We start from the raw sequence: 16,000 nt of genomic DNA on the forward strand, positions 1-16,000 counted from the left end.
AATTCTTAAGCTGCTATTTCTAGAGGCTCTTATTCCAATACTCTAAACCAGTGACAATTACATCTTCCAGCCATTGCTTAAACCGTTCTGTAAGAATGCTTTCCTCATCTGCATAAGAGAATTGAAATACAGAGTCCGTTAAAGATTGAATATCACTAATATTGCGCTCACCTTCCTCAGTGTTATCTCTGTGATAAGCACAAGCAGAACATACAAGCAAACCCCGATACTCATGTCCGAGAGCATGAAATGATAAGAGAATTGTGGTTGATGTTTCTGTTTCTATGTTGATTGCCAACTGTATCCAACTGTGATATGGGCGAAGATTCGCAAAGTAACCTAACTGCTTAGCTGTCTCTACAATTTGATAGCGATGATAGTACGACCTAGGATCACCAGCAGGAGCTGAAACAGTAAAAATTTGAGAGTCACTAACTAGATTCTGAACAGATGACTTTATTTCATTAGCGATGTCTTGTAAACGATGGGAAGCGATCGCAAACAAATTGGCAGCAAAACTCTCGACATTTCGACAACGCTCCTGAACAGTTGCTGATTGGTTTTGTTGAAGCTTATCTGCTATGGAGGCAATTACAGCCTGAGCACGTCGTGTCTCTGACAAAATTTGTTCAGATAAACCAAGACTACGAATAAATGATTGCTTTTGGCTTTTGGAGAATAGGTAAATTAAGCCTGACAAGTCCCCTTGGTCTGCTTGCTCTGAGGCTGAAATGTACGCTGCTCGATCATCACGAGTAAGAACTAAAGGGAACCATCCAGCTTGGATGAAAACTAAACTAGCAAGGCAACGAGCAACTCGGCCATTACCATCTTGAAATGGGTGAATTTGTGTAAAGCGATGATGTAACCATGCTGCCTCAACTTCAGGAGGAATTGATTGTGCTTGGTGTTGGTGATGCCATTCCACCAACTGATCCATTTCGGATGCTACTTGTTCCGGTAGGCAATATTCATGAACAGAGCCATCCAATCGCATAGGATTATTGGGTTGCCGTTTCCAATCACCTTTTATGATAGGAACAAGGATTACTTGACCTGTAGATGGAATGAAAGCTTCAGTACTATCCTGGCTCTGTGTTAGAAGTTGATGCAACTGTCTGATATAGAAGGTTGAGAGAGTTCTTTGCCCACCCACAAAATCAAAGAGTCCTTCAATTGCTGCCTCTTGATCCTGAATGAGAGAAACAACCTGTTTGACGGGGCGATCTGTAGCTCCATGAGGAATTAAAGCCTCATTAATTCCTTGTTCAATCAATAAGCGTGTGATCCCGCGATCCAGAGTGTACAAACGTTCAATAATGCCAGTTTCAATAGCAATTTCCCGGCGCAGCCTCTCCATAAAAGTTTTAAACTCTCCGGAGGAGCGAAGACGCTGTGCCTGTTCATCCCAAACCGTAACTAGAGGTGGCAACTCAGCACTGGCTAACTGCTTCCAATCTGATGGTAAGTTCTCTATTGGTTGCCACTGCATAAAAAACTTTTTGCCAATTCACATAAACAGATTATTATAGGCTAGCCTGTAGGACACTTGAGGCGAACCATGAAGAAGCCGTCCATCTGTTGATGATGGGGCCAAACTTTGACCCAACCTTGAGGCGTGACAAAGGCAGTAGCAGGTGAATTAGGGGCAGGCAGCTCAATTTGCCAGTCGGGATGCTGTGCTAAAAATGCTGCGATCGCTTGCTCGTTCTCCTGGGGGTGTAGCGTGCAGGTAGCGTAGACTAACACTCCGTCGGGTTTGAGCCAAGTTGCGGCGGCGGTTAGCAGTTCTTGTTGCAGCGTTGCCAGCTCTTGCACACGATCGGGAGTTTGTCGCCAGCGTGCATCGGCGTGACGGTTGAGCGTACCGAGGCCAGAACAAGGCGCATCTAGCAAAACGCGATCGCCCTTGCCAATAAATTGCGGTTGGTCGCGGCTGTCGCCAATGCTGATCTCGGTGGAATGGATGCCTAAGCGTTCGGCGTTTTCTGTAAGTTTCTTCAGGCGAGATGGGGTGCGATCGCAAGCCCAAATAGTGCCTTGATCTTGCATCAATTCTGCTAGGTGCAAAGCTTTACCACCAGGCGCGGCGCAAGCATCAATCACAAATTCTCCAGGTTGCGGGTCAACCAGATAACTCACCAACTGAGCACTGGCATCCTGCACCATCCACCAGCCTTCCTGAAACCCTGGCAATTTTTGAATCGCACCCGCAGGCTCCAGTAACCGTAGAGCTTGGGGCAAGTGAGGTAAACGTTTTACTGCCACACCTGCTGCTTGCATCGCTGCTTCTACGGCCTCTAGGGAAGTGCAGAGGGGATTGATTCGCAGGTCAATGTGAGGGGGACGATTCATCCACTCGCATAATTGCTCAGTTTCAGCCAAATCTAGTTGATCTAGCCAGACTTGCACAATCCAGTCAGGGTAGCTGTGTAGCATTCCTAATCGTTGGACTGGATCGGACGGAAGTTGCAAAGGATCGCCAGAGGATTCAGCGAGGCGAATGTATTGCCGCATCAAGCCGTTAACAAACCCGGTTAGCCCCGCAAAGCCATTTTGTTTGGCTAGCTCAACGGTAGTATTGACCGCAGCCGAGGCAGGAATTTGATTCAAGTAGCGCAGTTGGTACAGTCCCAAGTGCAGAATGGCCCGCAGATCTGGAGGTTGTTGGTGCGATTTCTTTTTGCCCAATTGATCGATCAGCGCATCTAAAGTTCGTTGTCGTCTGACGCTGCCATATACCAGTTCGGTCGCTAACCGTCGATCTTGGCTATTCAGTTCAGCATCTTGCAAGACGCGATCGAGCGCTACATCTGCAAAGGCATCGCGTTGGATCGATCGCAGGGCAAGGAAAGCAAGTTGGCGAGGGTTGGGCACGGGCAAAATTAGGCAGCAATGCGCTTGTCGTATTCCAGCTTGCCATAATCCAGCTTCACAATGCGGTCAGCGAGATGGAAATAGTGGTCGTCGTGGCTAATCACCAAGACAGCTTTGCCTCGCTGCTTCAGTTCTGGCAGCAGTTGTGTGTAGAAAATTTCTTTGAAAATCGGGTCTTGATCGGATGCCCACTCATCAAATAGGTAAATGGGGCGGTCTTCTAAATACGCCGTGAGCAGTGCCAGCCGTTTTCGTTGTCCCTGAGAAAGCGTCGTGGTGGACAGTGTGCCATCTTGAACGCGGACTTTGTGGTCGAGGTGGAGCTGGATCAGATACTCTTTGGCTTGCGGATCGAGATCGCCGCGATCGCCCAACCCCAACAAGCGATCGAACAGATAGAAGTCGGCGAAAACTACCGAAAAATGCTGCCGATACCATTCCCGATTGGCATCCGTAATCGCTTGACCGTCAAGCTGCAACTCACCCACTTCCGGGCTGTAAAGCCCTGTAATTAGCTTGGCGAGCGTTGATTTACCGCTACCGTTACCCCCCACCAGAAACACTACTTCTCCGGGTTGAAAGCTTAAAGTCATTGGCCCTAGGGTGAAACCATCTTCCTCTCGTTCGCCTCTATAGGCATGAGTCACAGCTACGAGATCGAGTTGTTGCCAAGTCGCATTAGGGGCAGGAGGGGCGATCGCCGTTGTTTCTGTAGTGTGTTCGGCCAAGGCTAATCCCAAGGCTTGAATCGCGTCTAGAGCTACAGTGGCTCGGCTCAAAACGGGAATCACCCCCAAGATTCCTTGAAAGGGCAGCATTAAATAGAGTGCAACTAAAGCGTAACCAGACAAAATTTCGGGACTGGTGCTGACAAAGCGGGGTAAGGCGAAAAGCAGCAAACCAATGATCAAAAAGGTGGCGAGGAGTCCATAGCCTCCGGCGATCGCGAAAGTGGTCATGCCTGCGATGTTATGGTCACGGGCAGCACTCGCAGTGGTATACAGATCTTCGGTGAGGAAGCTTTGTCGCCGTTGGTAATGCAGCTTTAGTTCTTTGATGCCTGCGATGATGGCTTGGAAATGATGCAGTAAGCTGTCTTGCTCTTTGCGGGCTAGCGAGAGGGCTTTTCTGGCTCTACTGATAATGATTTGCAAGCTAGCGATCACCAGCACTAGCACTAGCATCATCAACCCAAACACAGACAAGGAAAGCCATGCCAGGTAAGCAAGACAACTCACCAGGATTGCCAGATCAATACACAGCACCGGAAATGAGAAGAGAGCGTTGGCAACCGATTGAATGTCGTCGGTGAGGGTAGCCAATAGTCGAGATGCGCCGAGGGCTTCCAGTTGTCGTAGCGGGGAAGCCAGGATTTGACGACTCAACAGCAACCGCAATTCAAAGATAGAGCCTTGGGCAAGCCGAGCCAACAAAATTTGCGAGGCGATCGTACTGAGCAACAGTACTAAACCCAACGCCGCGAACCTTTGCATTAGAGCCGCAGTAGGCGGATTCTGGCTGCTTAGAGTGGTGTTGATCAGAGCAATCAGGCCCGTGCTACTTGCACCGCCTAGCAGCCCAGTCAGCATTGCCAGCACCACACTCACCCAAGAGGTTTTGAGTAGTAAGTAAACCAAATTCACAGGGTTTCAGCCTCGCAACCAGGTGGTTTATTAACTGCCAAAACTGGAGTTGGGCAGCGATGAGTATCCCAGTGTTGCTATTGTGGGTCTTTCATCGGTTAAGCTCCTGCCCAGCTCCGACAGATTAGTCTAGGTTGCTCAAGAAACTGGCTGACTGAGTACTTCTGGTAAATTAATTTTTTCTACAATTGGTGTGAAACCGAGCCACTGTACAGAAACTTGGGCAAACTGGTCGGGGTTGCTGCTGACACAAAAGCGAGTGGGCATCGGTAGCCGCGTGTTTCTCAATCCCAACAGCTCTAACTCTTGGGCGGCGGCAGCTACCACACTCACGGCTGGATCAACTAGCTTTACCGATGGCGGCAGTAAGGTGCGTAGGACAGGTGCTAGGTGCGGATAATGAGTGCAGCCATAAACGAGGGTATCAATTTGGTGCTGCAATAGCGGTGCTAAATACTCCTGAGCGACTTCATAAGTGTAAGGATCGCTAATCCGATTTTGTTCTACTAACGGGACAAACTCTGGACACCCCACCTGCCACACTTCAGCCGTGTCTTCAATTTCGAGGACAGCACGCCGATAGGCATTGCTAGCGGCAGTTGCAGGAGTTGCAATCACCCCGATCCGACGCCCCTGTTGAACTGCGGCCCGGGCTCCTGGCAAAATCAAGCCTAGAATGGGGATTTTAAATTCCCGCCGGACTGTTTCTAAAGCCAGGGCTGAGCTGGTGTTGCAAGCCATGATGGCCATTTTGACCCCTTGCTGCACCATCCAAGCCAAAATCTCTCGCACGAACTGCAAAATCTCGGCTTGCGATCGCGTTCCATAGGGCAGACGCGCGGTGTCTCCAAAATAGAGAATCGACTCGTTAGGCAACTGCCGATACATCTCTCGCAAAACTGTGATTCCTCCCACCCCGCTGTCAAATACGCCAATATAGGCACGTTGTCGTTCTGTAGCAAACGTAGCAGGTAGATTGGGTTCTAAGCTGGCTGGATGCTCTAAGTGGAGCTGGTCGCGTTCGGAGGATGAGTTTGGTTGGGAGTGATTAGACACGGATGAATGCATTCAGGTGGGACTAAAAGTTTTGCTGGATGTACTGTAGAACACCACGGGCGATCGCGTCAGCCATTTGGGTGCGATAACTAGACGTTGAGAGTCTAGCCGCATCCTCTGCCCCGGTGACAAACCCTACTTCTACCAGAACTGAAGGCATGGACGTTCTACGCAGAACGTAGAATCTAGCGGAGCGAACCCCGCGATCGCGAGCCCCAGTTCCCTGAAGCACATTATTATGAATCGTCCGAGCTAGCCGCTCACCACTGCTGTAGTAGTAGGTTTCGAGTCCATTGACATCGGGGCGACTCATGCTAATTGCGTTGGCATGAATGCTCACAAATAAACTGGCGTTGGCTCGCTCCGCTAAGACCACTCGCGGTTCTAAATCTAAGTCGCGATCGTCCTCACGAGTCATCACGACTTGCACACCTTGTTGCCCCAATCTCGCGGCCACCTGACGGGAAATGTCTAGCACCAGTCCCTTTTCCTGTAAACCACCGATACCAACAGCGCCTGGGTCAGGGCCACCATGCCCTGGATCAATAACGACCACCAGCCGCCCATTTGGGTTTCTCGGTATGTTGGTGATGGGGGAATTGGTTGTGGTTGGCGGAGGCACCGGAATAGAACCCACTGGGCTACCCGGAGGTACCACGGGTGTAGGGCGAGAGCGTTGCAGCTGTAAAGCCAGAATTTGGTTGCTAGGTTGATTAACGTCACCAATTTGCACACCTGCTGCTGGCTGCACCAAAATCGCCACTGTGCGCGGGTCTTCTTGCCGCAATCGCACTCGTAACAAAGCACTAGTAGCATCCAGCTTGGGCCCGCGAACTTGCTCCGCCAAACGAGCTGAGGAAACAGTGATGCGATACAGCCCCGAAGTGCGATCCCAGCCAGTCGTATAGGTCAATGGGCGATTGGCCCGAATCACGAGTTGGTTGCCATTATTTTCTAGATCAACGGCATCAATCGTGGCGACTTGATTCGTATCAGGATCACTCGTGGTTGGCACTGGGCGCGAGTTGTCAGGTGTAGGACGTTGGCTCTCTGCTGTCGCAGCCGTCACACCACCTGTTGGCACCAGAACAACGCCACCTAAGTTACTCGCTGTAGCCTGCCAATCGGGGCTAGTCCTCGCGACATTCAGGGTGATCCGAGCGACCGGAGGTGACGTTTGCGCTTGACTAACCTGTAGTTGACCCACCCCATAACGGTTAACTGAGATGGTTCGCTGCGTCAACCTCGGAGAAATGGCCGTCCCTTTGAGGGAAATTTCAATTTGCTGCCCATTATTACTGCGGTTGACTGCAACTTCCGGTGCCCGACCTGTAGTCCGGACAAAAATGCCATCGGGTGTCACCTGCACATTCTGAATTTGAGTGGTGGCTCCTGTGACCACGGGCTGAGCTGCGGTAGGGGTAGGGGTGACAGGTGAGCTACTGGGTACTACCACACCAGAGTTGCCGGATGAAGCCACAGGCTGGGGAGTAGGCAGCTGCACAGACCATTGGTTGGCAGAACGACCCCGGAATTTCACTTGCTGCGGATCAAGGGTGTAACCTGGCGTCAGTTCAATCACGATCCGAGTGGTTTGAGGGTCGAACTGTCCCACTCGAATCGAACGAATCCCTCCACCTACCTGTCGATTCCTGAGGGCTCCACCCACTTTGGTCCCTGGTAAATCAATTACCAAGCGAGTGGGATTCGCAATCAGCTGGGCTCTCGGTTGAACGCCATCATCGGTGGTAAAGTCAAGTCGATTTTGGTTGGCATCAAATTGCCAAGACTGTAGTCTAGCCGCTTCTGCAGGGGACGACAGCAGAATAATGCCCAGAAAACTGGGTAATAGCCAGTGAAGCCTCACTGTGATTTCTCCTCGTTTGGATTGTGTCGCTGTAAGCTGTTGGCGAGTTGAAAATCAACCCAGTTCAGTAAGGCAAAACCCATGCTGGGCTATATTCCTCTGTTAAGTTCAAACTTTAAGGCTGCGTTGAAAAATACCACGATTTAGGTTACACCACAGTTTTACGTTTACGAGCCAAAGATTGATGAACTAGACAGAATTGTTTGCTTGAACTAAGCCGCTTCAACAGCTTTACTAGATTGGTCATTTGCAACTGAAGTGTTGCTCCACATTCCTCACCCCACCAACATTTCAGTTCAATCAAGAGCCTTATCTAGTTAGAGTCTTGGTTAACAGTGTAATTTGCAGACGTTGCTTGCATTTCAGCCGCTGCCGACTGATGCGGCTAACGCTTGAAAGCACCTTGCTGCCCGAAGACTCCCCTATACAATTGAGCTTGATAGGCGATCGGACGCAGACTCGGCCATACAAGTTTCATCCAATAGTGTTAATCAACCCGCAGGAAACGTCCTCAGGATATCTAGACAGAAATCCTGAAAACTAACCTGCAAGTAAGAGCGATTGGCTAGTGTTGCCCTGGCTCAGGGGTAGGTTCTAAGGTTTCTACTACCTCGGTGCGATCGCTTTGCGTCTCTAGGTTCCCGCTCAATGGCTGAGCTTGGCTGGCTTCGAGAGCGAAGTCTGTTGCTTCATCTGTAGAAGAGTCGGACTCAGTTTGAAAGACGACTCGTAAGAGCGGGGGAGCAAGAAATGTGGTCAAAATCACCATAACGATGATGGCCGCTTCCAAGGGTTTGGAAAGAATACCACTAGCTGAACCAACGCCAGCAAAGACTAATCCCACTTCGCCCCGTGGAATCATCCCTACCCCGATCGCCAGCCGATTAATGTTGGGCTGACCAAACACAGTTAACCCAGTGATAACTTTGCCCACGATCGCCACCAGAACCAAAAAGGCGGCCATCGCCAAGCCTTCCCGATTGCTGGGAATTGCTGGGTTGAGGACACCAATATCCGTTCTAGCCCCTACCGTGACAAAGAAAATCGGTACGAGCATGTCGGCGATGGGAATGACTTGTTCTTCCAGCTCGCTGCGTTTTTCCGTTTCTGCCAGAATTAAGCCTGCTGCAAATGCTCCCAGAATGGCTTCTAGCTGAATTGCCGCTGCAACATAGGACAGAATAAAGGCAAAGATTAAGGCCGAAATTAGCAGTTGACCGCGTGTCTTTAGCTGATTGACTAAGGAAACGAAGAAGGGACTGAGAAAGCGACCCAGAAGAATCGAGCCCACCAAGAAAACGGTGGCACTCACAATCAGATAAATCACATTTGTGACTTCGATTTCTCCAGTTTTCGCTAAGCTAGCAACCACCGCGAGAACGATGATGCCAAGCACGTCATCTAAGACCGCCGCACCAATGATGATCTGGCCTTCACGGGAGTTGAGGCGCTGAATTTCCGCCAAAACTCTTGCAGTAATCCCGATACTTGTAGCCGTCAGGGCTGCTCCCGCAAAGATCGCCGGAACCGTGGGCACACCAAAGAGGGTAATCAGTCCAGCGGTGCCTGCGGCAAAGGGCGCAGCAACTCCGACCACAGCGACTACTGCGGCTTGAGGACCAACCCGAATCAGTTCTTTTAAGTTTGATTCCAGGCCAATTTCAAATAGCAAAATTACGACACCCAGTTCAGCGAGGACAGAAATAACTTCGCTTTGGGCAGCAAACAGGCTGGCGATCGATTCGGTCCCCAAGCCTGTTGTCATTTGCATGAAATTCATGACCACGGAGGTAGAACTATCTGCTCCACCTTCCGGAAATACCAACAGATGCAGTGCTGAAATACCCACCACTACACCACCCAGCAGCTCTCCTAGGACTGGGGGTAAGTTAATTCGAGCGCAAAGTTCGCCGCCAATTTTGCTGGCTAAATAAACCACAACTAAGCTGAGCAAGACCCCTGCGAGTACAAGGGCGCTGCTCTCAGTTTCGGTTGCTGTTGCTAGCAATGGATTGGCGGGCAGAACAAAAGGAATGGAGAAAATTGAGGAGGCTATCCAGGCAGTAAGATCAGCCATTGCTTCCACAGAACTCATTCTGTCTAATGTACAGGTTTCTTTACAGAATTAAGCTCCTCCCACGTTAGGAGTCCTGTCAGAAGCTAGAAAATTGGGAAGCTGGAGGCTAAATCTGGTCAGATAAACACGCGATGCTGCAAGGAAGGCATTTGGCGGCGAACTTGGTCTAGACGCGCTGGCTCAATCGAGGCGATCGCGATACCCGGTGTATCCCCCGCATCAGCTAGGATCACGCCCCAAGGGTCAATGACCATAGCATGGCCGTGAGATTGCCGCATGGTGTTGTGCCGTCCTGTCTGCGCTGGGGCAATTACATAGCAAGTGTTTTCGATTGCCCTCGCTTGGAGCAAAACTTGCCAATGGTCTTTACCCGTATACGCAGTAAAGGCTGCGGGCACAAAGAGCACTTCTGCGCCCATCTGGGACAAATGCCGATATAGCTCCGGAAAGCGTACGTCGTAGCACACGGAAAGCCCAATCTGGCCCAACTCCTTGGAAGGATGGATGGGAGGCACCCGCATTCCCGCAAGCACGCTGCTAGATTCGCGGTAGGTATTGCCATCGGGGAGATCCACATCAAACAAATGTGCTTTCTCGTAGCGGGCCAATTCTTGTCCACTCGGATCAATTAGCAGGGCTGTGTTGTAAACTTTGCCGTTGCCCACAGGAACCGGAAAGCCACCCCCCAAAATGGTGACTTGAAAGCGCTGAGCCATCGTTTTGAGGAATTTTTCGCTTTCAACGGCGATCGCTTCTGCTTGATCCAGCTTGGCGTCCTCATCCCCTAAAAAGGAAAAATTTTCTGGCAACCCGATCAATTCGGCTCCCTGCCGCACTGCAAGGTCGATCAGTTCTTCTGCCTGCACTAAATTTTTTTCCAAATTAGGCAGACTATTCATTTGAATGGCGGCAGCCAGATAAGACTTCATAGATGTCGCTAACAAAGATGCAAGGTCAGTAAGTGAGCTAAGACCAATATTGTGGCCTATATCCATCTTCCCCTGCAAAGCTACATGGTTTGTCACCTTTGGGTTTGGCTGCAACGATTCTTAGCTTGCCGCGCCTTTTGGTGCTTTTTAGGTCTTGCTGCTAAAGCCAGTATTTAGGATATTTTCGATCATCGGCCAGGTTATTAAAGACAACCGCACACAACACCAGCAAAATGGAGCCTGTCAGAACGGGTGTAAAAAAGAATTTCCAACTGGCTCCTGTCATGATGATGACGAGTGGGACAGCCCCGGCGGGTGGGTGCAGTGTATGAGTCAACTGCATACAACCAATCGCAGTCGCTACTGCCAGCGCCATCACCCAAGCCTCGGAGCCAAACAGATGTAGGCAAGTCAAGCCGATCAGACTGGCTAAACAGTGACCGCCAATAATATTACGCGGTTGGGCTAGGGGGCTTTCGGGAGCGGCAAAGGCTAAAACACAAGTAGCTCCAAACGGTGCAATTAACATCGGAGCCTGAGCGATCGCAGAACTGTATCCTGTTGTGGCGATCGCAAGTTCCCACGCTCTAAACTTTTCATCCTTTCCTTCGGAACGCTTCGCGAACATCCCTCCTCCTTCATCCTTTTCTTTTTCTTTCCCAGTACCTTGCTCGTCGCCAAAATTCCGCCACTCTAGCTTCCCATTGTTGCCAATAAGCGCTAAGTGCCTCTGCCTCAAACCAAAATACTTCTGCCGCTAGACCAGGAAGCGCTACGACTAACAATCCATGGGCCAAGTTTAGTTCATGGTCTTGATAGAGCTGATTGGCTGCACCTAAGTAGGCAACCAGTTGCAGCGGGTAATCGTAAAGTCGCTCTAGGGTTTCCTTAGGTTTGTCAGCCGTTTTCCAATCACAAACACAGGGCACCCCCTGGTAGCTAGCCACACAGTCTACTTGTCCGGCGTAGCCTAGGTCGTCATGAAACACAAAGCCTTCTACTAAGCGGATGTGGTGAATTTGCTGCAACACAGGCTCAATGCTCTCCCAGTAAGGTTGCACAGCTTCTGAGCAAACGACTTCTTCACCTAATAGGTAACGCTGAATTTGCTTGTGCGTGCCTGTTCCTCGCCGACTTGCTGCCCCAGAAATGCGAGTGGCTTCGGCTGGCCCCACGCGATCGCGCCAATTTGCTAAGGCTTCCCGATGCGCCTTTGGCTTCGTGGCATTAAGAATAGTGGTGACACTCGGTAAGCGTCTACCCTGCTGATCCACATAATATTGTTTGCCTTGTTCTCGCACCGTTTTGGCAGTGTAGTGAGGTAGCCGCTGCAATTCCGAAGACATAGATGAAACCAAACACTTATTCTGGTGAGTGAACTTTTGGTGAGTGGACGAATTGACGAACAGTGAGCAAAGTAGAAAGTGAAAATTGCTAGAGGGCTACTATCCAGATGAACCTTTTGCAGATTTATCCCCGCTTATTCCCTGCGATCGACGGGATTGGTGATTACGCTTTGAAGCTAGCTCACGGGCTGAGCAGTTGCTATGGCATCACCACTCATTTCCTCACCAACCCTATGGCAGGGGCACCCCGATCCGCGATCGCTGGCTTTCCAGTTACGGAAATGGCGGCAAATACCCCAGAAGCGTTGCTGAGTGCCATTCCTTCCAACATAGACAGCATTCTTTTACACTACTCCGATTATCCTTACGAACTCAAATATGGGGCTCCGTTCTGGCTTGCAGATGCTTTAGCCACCGTGAAACAGCAACGCCACCTTCCTTTGGTGATCATGTTTCATGAATTTCCCCACTTTGTCTTATTGCGAAAAACCTTATATCTATTGCCTTGGCAGAGCGCTGCTGCTTGGCGAATTGCCAGGTGTGCCGACACAATTCTGACAAATAATTCAGCCACTCAAGCTCAGTTAGAGCGGCGTTTGCACTCTCCCGTGACCAGTATTCCTGTCTTTTCTGGGATGGGCGAACCGTCGGAGATTCCTTTGCTGAGTGAGCGAGTTCGACGGATGGTAGTGTTTGGTACACCTGGGCGTAGAAGTAAGGTTTATCGGCGATCGCTCGGCGCTTTGATCAAGGCTTGTCGCCGCCTCAACATTGCAGAAATTTGCGATGTCGGCCCTTCCCTTAATCTCAATACTTCCGAAATTCAGGGTATCCGTTTGGTGGAAATGGGGGAACAACCTGCGGAGGTGGTGAGCGAGTTGATGTTGAACTCATTCGCGGGTTTTGCTCACTCCCAAGACAATCGTAAGCTTTCAAAGTCTGGTGTGCTTGCTGCTTATTGTGCGCATGGATTGGTCCCTGTGGTCACTCAAGCTCAATCTGCACCAGCCGATCGCCTGTTCGCTTATACCAACTTTTTCGTTGCGGATAATCAATCTTCTCCCGTCCCTTTAGAGACTTGTCAGGCGATCGCTGACCAGGCCCATGCTTGGTATCAAGACCACAATCAAGCCAAAAATTTTGAGACGTTTGCAGCTAAACTGCTGGAAAATTCTACTAAAGCGATAATTTCGTAACCACCACGGAAATCCCTGTTTTTCTCACGTCAGCTAAAGGTTCTGGTTAATGTGATGCACTGCTGGCTAGCAGCTTAAATGTTGAGCCAAACCCGACCCGTACTCCACTCATCCTGCTGGGCTGGTATGTAGGGGATGTCAACCAAGAGGGTGATTGGATTGCATTCAGTTGCTCGTTAGACTAGCTAGAATGGCATTTAAACGATTGCCCTGTCCGTTAAGTTCCTTCCTAGTGAGGAGCGAAAAACTGAGCCTGATTTTTAGTCTTGTTTCAAGACTTGTAACCGCCAGCTTGTGTCTTGCCCTGTTCTCTATCCTGAAGATATGCGCTCTACTGTTAAGCCGCCTGCTTCACCTCGATGGGAAGAGCTTCCCCTGCCTTCCCAAGCTGACTCTGGCCAGCTAGACAATATCAAGGCTCATCTTGACCTGATATTGCTAGCTCTGGAGGCATTAGCAGGGATTGGCTCTGAAGCAATGCTACAAGCAGCTACAGACCTCAACCTAGAAGAGATGATCAGCGATCGCGTTGCCCTATGGCGATTGCGGCAGTCGAGCCCGCTGCGTAAGGGCCAGGGGGGGCGCAAGAAATTGGATGTTGAGGAGGCGCGATCGCTCGTTTTAATCAGTTGTCATCTTGCTAAGCAGCACCAAGAATTAATTCGTCGGGCTGTGGCACTACTTGAACAACTGGCGGAGCAAAACAAGGAACCTCATCAAGCGGCGCTGTTAGGAGATTATTTAGACAAATTCAATAACACCTACCAAGAGCGCATGGAAGAGGGGGAAGAAACTCCGCCTGACATCCTGACGCACTTGGCGCTCAAGCTGCTGATCGACTTGTTGTTCTACAGTGCCCCTGGTGGCCCCCGTCGTTTTTGGCTAGCCCTCTTGGATCGTTCACGGGATGGCGTAGCCGCTGTCTAACCCCTGGGTTAGCACTTTTGCTTCACTCAATTCCGATTGCCTAGCCTACACCGACGCATTCTAGAACCACCCATGCCTTTTTTGTCTACTTCAGTCCTGCGACGGTATACTCCTCCTACCTGCACCCTAGAGATTGTCGCCCAAGATTCGCCCTTATCTCGTTGGGCAGGTCGTCCGCTGCTCAGAAAACTACGATTTCATCTGAGTTTGGATGATCCGCGCTTGCCAGATGCTCAACAAGTTTCTTTGCGGGGCGATCGCTTTCAGCTTGATGAGTTATGTGAGGCCGTCAGCGCCTATGTGCAAAACTTCCTTAACCAATCGCCAGCCTTAATAAGTCCAGGATCGCGATCGTCTGTAGCAACGCTAGAAGCACCAACGGCAGCCCCACCCGCTATTGATCTGAGTGCGGCCCGCTCCGCTAGAGCAGCGGCTATGAGTGTGGTAGAGCCAGAAACAGATGCCCTCTTGAGCGATCAATCCGGTGAACTGGCCAGTGCCGCAGAAGCAGCGGCTCCGTCTGCCCCCCTCGTGCTTGAATCACCTCGCATTTCTCTTCAGCCTCAAGGCTTACTTTCCCACAGACTCCACTTAGGGTCTTTAGCCACCGCATCATCCAATGTCATCACTTTAAGTGCCATTCAATTGGCTGACTTAGCTGCCGCTTTGGATGACTATGCTACGGATACAGTAGTCTTGCCTGAGCTGAGTCAACGCAGTTGGGTTCCCGTTCTGCCCACTTGGGCACCAACGGCTGCGGCTGTTTTGCTGACGGCGGGTGTGACGGCGGGTGTGATCAAGAGTCTGGATCAACCGACTCCTGAATTAAAAACAGCGGTCTCATTTTCCAATCCGCAAGCAACAGGCCAGCAGGCAATGGTTCCAGGGCAAGTCCCGACTGGGCCTTTAGGAGTCCCTGCTCCTCCTCAGACGGTTCCACCCCCACCTCCGGCTGGAGCCATCCAGTCAGGCATACCCACTGTGCCTGTGCCGAATACAAGTGCGCCAAATGTAGTCGCTCTGGCCCCAGTACCGCCACCCCCCGCTGGTGCTAACTCAACTGCGGCCCCACCTACTACCAATAAGCCGATCGCCTCAATTCCGGTAGAATCGGCACCAGTGGCGCTAGCACCTCGGTTTGAATCTGCGCCACAATTAGAAGAAACTGCACCTGCTTCAGAACCTTTGCCCCCTGCCCCGACCGCTGCCAAACTTCCGAACCTAGAGTCGGCTCGCAGTGCCGCAGCTCCAGAAGAGGGAGACGCAGGCGTGAGCCCCAGTTTAGAGGCCGCCCAAGCCCCAACATCTGATGCGGCATCTGGTTCAGCCTTCGATAGCATTCCCCAAGTCGCCGAAGTCAGAAGCTATTTTGAGGAACGCTGGCAGCCTCCCGAAGGATTGACGCAAACGCTAGAGTATACGCTTTTGATTGGAGCGGATGGTTCTATTCAGCGCATTGTGCCTTTAGGACAGTCGGCTGGAGATTATATTGATCGCACGGGCATGCCTTTAGTCGGTGAACCGTTTGTTACCCCAATTGCAGGAGATCAATCTCCTAGGGTGCGAGTGGTGCTCAGCCCAGACGGTCAGGTTCGTACTTTCTTAGAATGAGCCTAAGCTAGGGTTTGTTGAAGTTAAGGCAGTACTTGTCCTAACTCAAACAGGCTCATACCGTCCATGCTTCAGGGTTCACTTCAGGAACTGCCCTTTTGAATTCATATAGCTCTTGTTTGAATTGATACGTTAATCAACAAAGCTGATTGAATTACAAGGGGTGGTCGGTAGACTATGCAAGACATGGGATCTCAAGTTCACAGCCCAGGTTGGATTATTCAATCTTGGGCTGCTTTTGTCCTAGCAATTTCGACTACGGCAGTTGGGATTGCTTACTTACCCGCCGATAATTGGACCAAAGGTTTTATGGGGATGGGCTTAGCGTTCTCAGTTGGGTCTACATTTAGCTGGATAAGACAAAAGCCTCACACCATAATCTTCGATTTGGTGTGAGATGAATGGCGCGTTAATTGTGGGGCGGTAGGTGAACTATGTTCGACGCGAGAACTTACCAGCCCCGCAATTAAC

At 50.6% G+C, this 16,000-nt stretch carries 13 protein-coding genes; 4 read left to right on the top strand and 9 right to left on the bottom strand.

Annotated features, from left to right (window positions below):
* Positions 1 to 19: 19 nt before the first annotated feature.
* The 9 genes from KME12_23930 to KME12_23970 form a co-directional block, all read right to left on the bottom strand.
* Positions 20 to 1,492, bottom strand: coding sequence for a Fic family protein (locus KME12_23930; GenBank protein MBW4490834.1), 1,473 nt, complete (start codon positions 1,490 to 1,492; stop codon positions 20 to 22).
* A 41-nt stretch (positions 1,493 to 1,533) separates the two neighbouring features.
* Positions 1,534 to 2,877, bottom strand: a complete 1,344-nt coding sequence (locus KME12_23935) for a 16S rRNA (cytosine(967)-C(5))-methyltransferase (protein MBW4490835.1) — start codon at positions 2,875 to 2,877, stop codon at positions 1,534 to 1,536.
* 8 nt (positions 2,878 to 2,885) lie between these two features.
* Entirely contained in the window at positions 2,886 to 4,520 is a 1,635-nt protein-coding gene (locus KME12_23940; protein ID MBW4490836.1) for a cyclic peptide export ABC transporter, read from the bottom strand.
* A 138-nt stretch (positions 4,521 to 4,658) separates the two neighbouring features.
* On the bottom strand, positions 4,659 to 5,588 hold the full coding sequence (murI, locus tag KME12_23945; GenBank protein ID MBW4490837.1) for a glutamate racemase: 930 nt from the start codon (positions 5,586 to 5,588) through the stop codon (positions 4,659 to 4,661).
* 10 nt (positions 5,589 to 5,598) lie between these two features.
* Entirely contained in the window at positions 5,599 to 7,443 is a 1,845-nt protein-coding gene (locus tag KME12_23950; protein ID MBW4490838.1) for an N-acetylmuramoyl-L-alanine amidase, read from the bottom strand.
* Positions 7,444 to 8,008: 565 nt separating this feature from the next.
* Positions 8,009 to 9,520, bottom strand: a complete 1,512-nt coding sequence (locus tag KME12_23955; GenBank protein ID MBW4490839.1) for a cation:proton antiporter — start codon at positions 9,518 to 9,520, stop codon at positions 8,009 to 8,011.
* Between the two features lie 116 nt (positions 9,521 to 9,636).
* Positions 9,637 to 10,449, bottom strand: a complete 813-nt coding sequence (locus tag KME12_23960; GenBank protein ID MBW4490840.1) for a carbon-nitrogen hydrolase family protein — start codon at positions 10,447 to 10,449, stop codon at positions 9,637 to 9,639.
* 160 nt (positions 10,450 to 10,609) lie between these two features.
* Entirely contained in the window at positions 10,610 to 11,077 is a 468-nt protein-coding gene (locus tag KME12_23965) for an HPP family protein (protein ID MBW4490841.1), read from the bottom strand.
* Between the two features lie 10 nt (positions 11,078 to 11,087).
* On the bottom strand, positions 11,088 to 11,795 hold the full coding sequence (locus KME12_23970) for a PD-(D/E)XK nuclease family protein (GenBank protein MBW4490842.1): 708 nt from the start codon (positions 11,793 to 11,795) through the stop codon (positions 11,088 to 11,090).
* 107 nt (positions 11,796 to 11,902) lie between these two features.
* On the opposite strand from KME12_23970, the gene KME12_23975 reads away from it, so the two are divergent.
* From KME12_23975 to KME12_23990, 4 genes are all read left to right on the top strand, one after another.
* Positions 11,903 to 12,991 (top strand): hypothetical protein, encoded by a 1,089-nt coding sequence (locus tag KME12_23975; GenBank protein ID MBW4490843.1) that lies wholly within the window; start codon positions 11,903 to 11,905, stop codon positions 12,989 to 12,991.
* Between the two features lie 324 nt (positions 12,992 to 13,315).
* Positions 13,316 to 13,918 (top strand): DUF3038 domain-containing protein, encoded by a 603-nt coding sequence (locus KME12_23980; protein MBW4490844.1) that lies wholly within the window; start codon positions 13,316 to 13,318, stop codon positions 13,916 to 13,918.
* Between the two features lie 72 nt (positions 13,919 to 13,990).
* The gene (locus tag KME12_23985; GenBank protein MBW4490845.1) at positions 13,991 to 15,529 is read left to right on the top strand and encodes a DUF4335 domain-containing protein; all 1,539 of its coding nucleotides are present in this window, start codon (positions 13,991 to 13,993) and stop codon (positions 15,527 to 15,529) included.
* Between the two features lie 177 nt (positions 15,530 to 15,706).
* Positions 15,707 to 15,925, top strand: coding sequence for a hypothetical protein (locus KME12_23990; GenBank protein ID MBW4490846.1), 219 nt, complete (start codon positions 15,707 to 15,709; stop codon positions 15,923 to 15,925).
* Positions 15,926 to 16,000 lie beyond the last annotated feature (75 nt).

This window comes from Trichocoleus desertorum ATA4-8-CV12 (genome assembly GCA_019358975.1).
GTDB lineage: Bacteria > Cyanobacteriota > Cyanobacteriia > FACHB-46 > FACHB-46 > Trichocoleus > Trichocoleus desertorum_A.

What these genes read in the sequence shown, in the direction of transcription:
- KME12_23930 (MBW4490834.1), bottom strand. Translation starts at nt 1,492, where the DNA reads ATGCAGTGGCAACCAATAGAGAACTTACCATCAGATTGGAAGCAGTTA.
- murI (MBW4490837.1), bottom strand. Translation starts at nt 5,588, where the DNA reads ATGCATTCATCCGTGTCTAATCACTCCCAACCAAACTCATCCTCCGAA.
- KME12_23955 (MBW4490839.1), bottom strand. Translation starts at nt 9,520, where the DNA reads ATGGCTGATCTTACTGCCTGGATAGCCTCCTCAATTTTCTCCATTCCT.
- KME12_23960 (MBW4490840.1), bottom strand. Translation starts at nt 10,449, where the DNA reads ATGAAGTCTTATCTGGCTGCCGCCATTCAAATGAATAGTCTGCCTAAT.
- KME12_23965 (MBW4490841.1), bottom strand. Translation starts at nt 11,077, where the DNA reads ATGTTCGCGAAGCGTTCCGAAGGAAAGGATGAAAAGTTTAGAGCGTGG.
- KME12_23970 (MBW4490842.1), bottom strand. Translation starts at nt 11,795, where the DNA reads ATGTCTTCGGAATTGCAGCGGCTACCTCACTACACTGCCAAAACGGTG.
- KME12_23975 (MBW4490843.1), top strand. Translation starts at nt 11,903, where the DNA reads ATGAACCTTTTGCAGATTTATCCCCGCTTATTCCCTGCGATCGACGGG.
- KME12_23980 (MBW4490844.1), top strand. Translation starts at nt 13,316, where the DNA reads ATGCGCTCTACTGTTAAGCCGCCTGCTTCACCTCGATGGGAAGAGCTT.
- KME12_23985 (MBW4490845.1), top strand. Translation starts at nt 13,991, where the DNA reads ATGCCTTTTTTGTCTACTTCAGTCCTGCGACGGTATACTCCTCCTACC.
- KME12_23990 (MBW4490846.1), top strand. Translation starts at nt 15,707, where the DNA reads ATGCAAGACATGGGATCTCAAGTTCACAGCCCAGGTTGGATTATTCAA.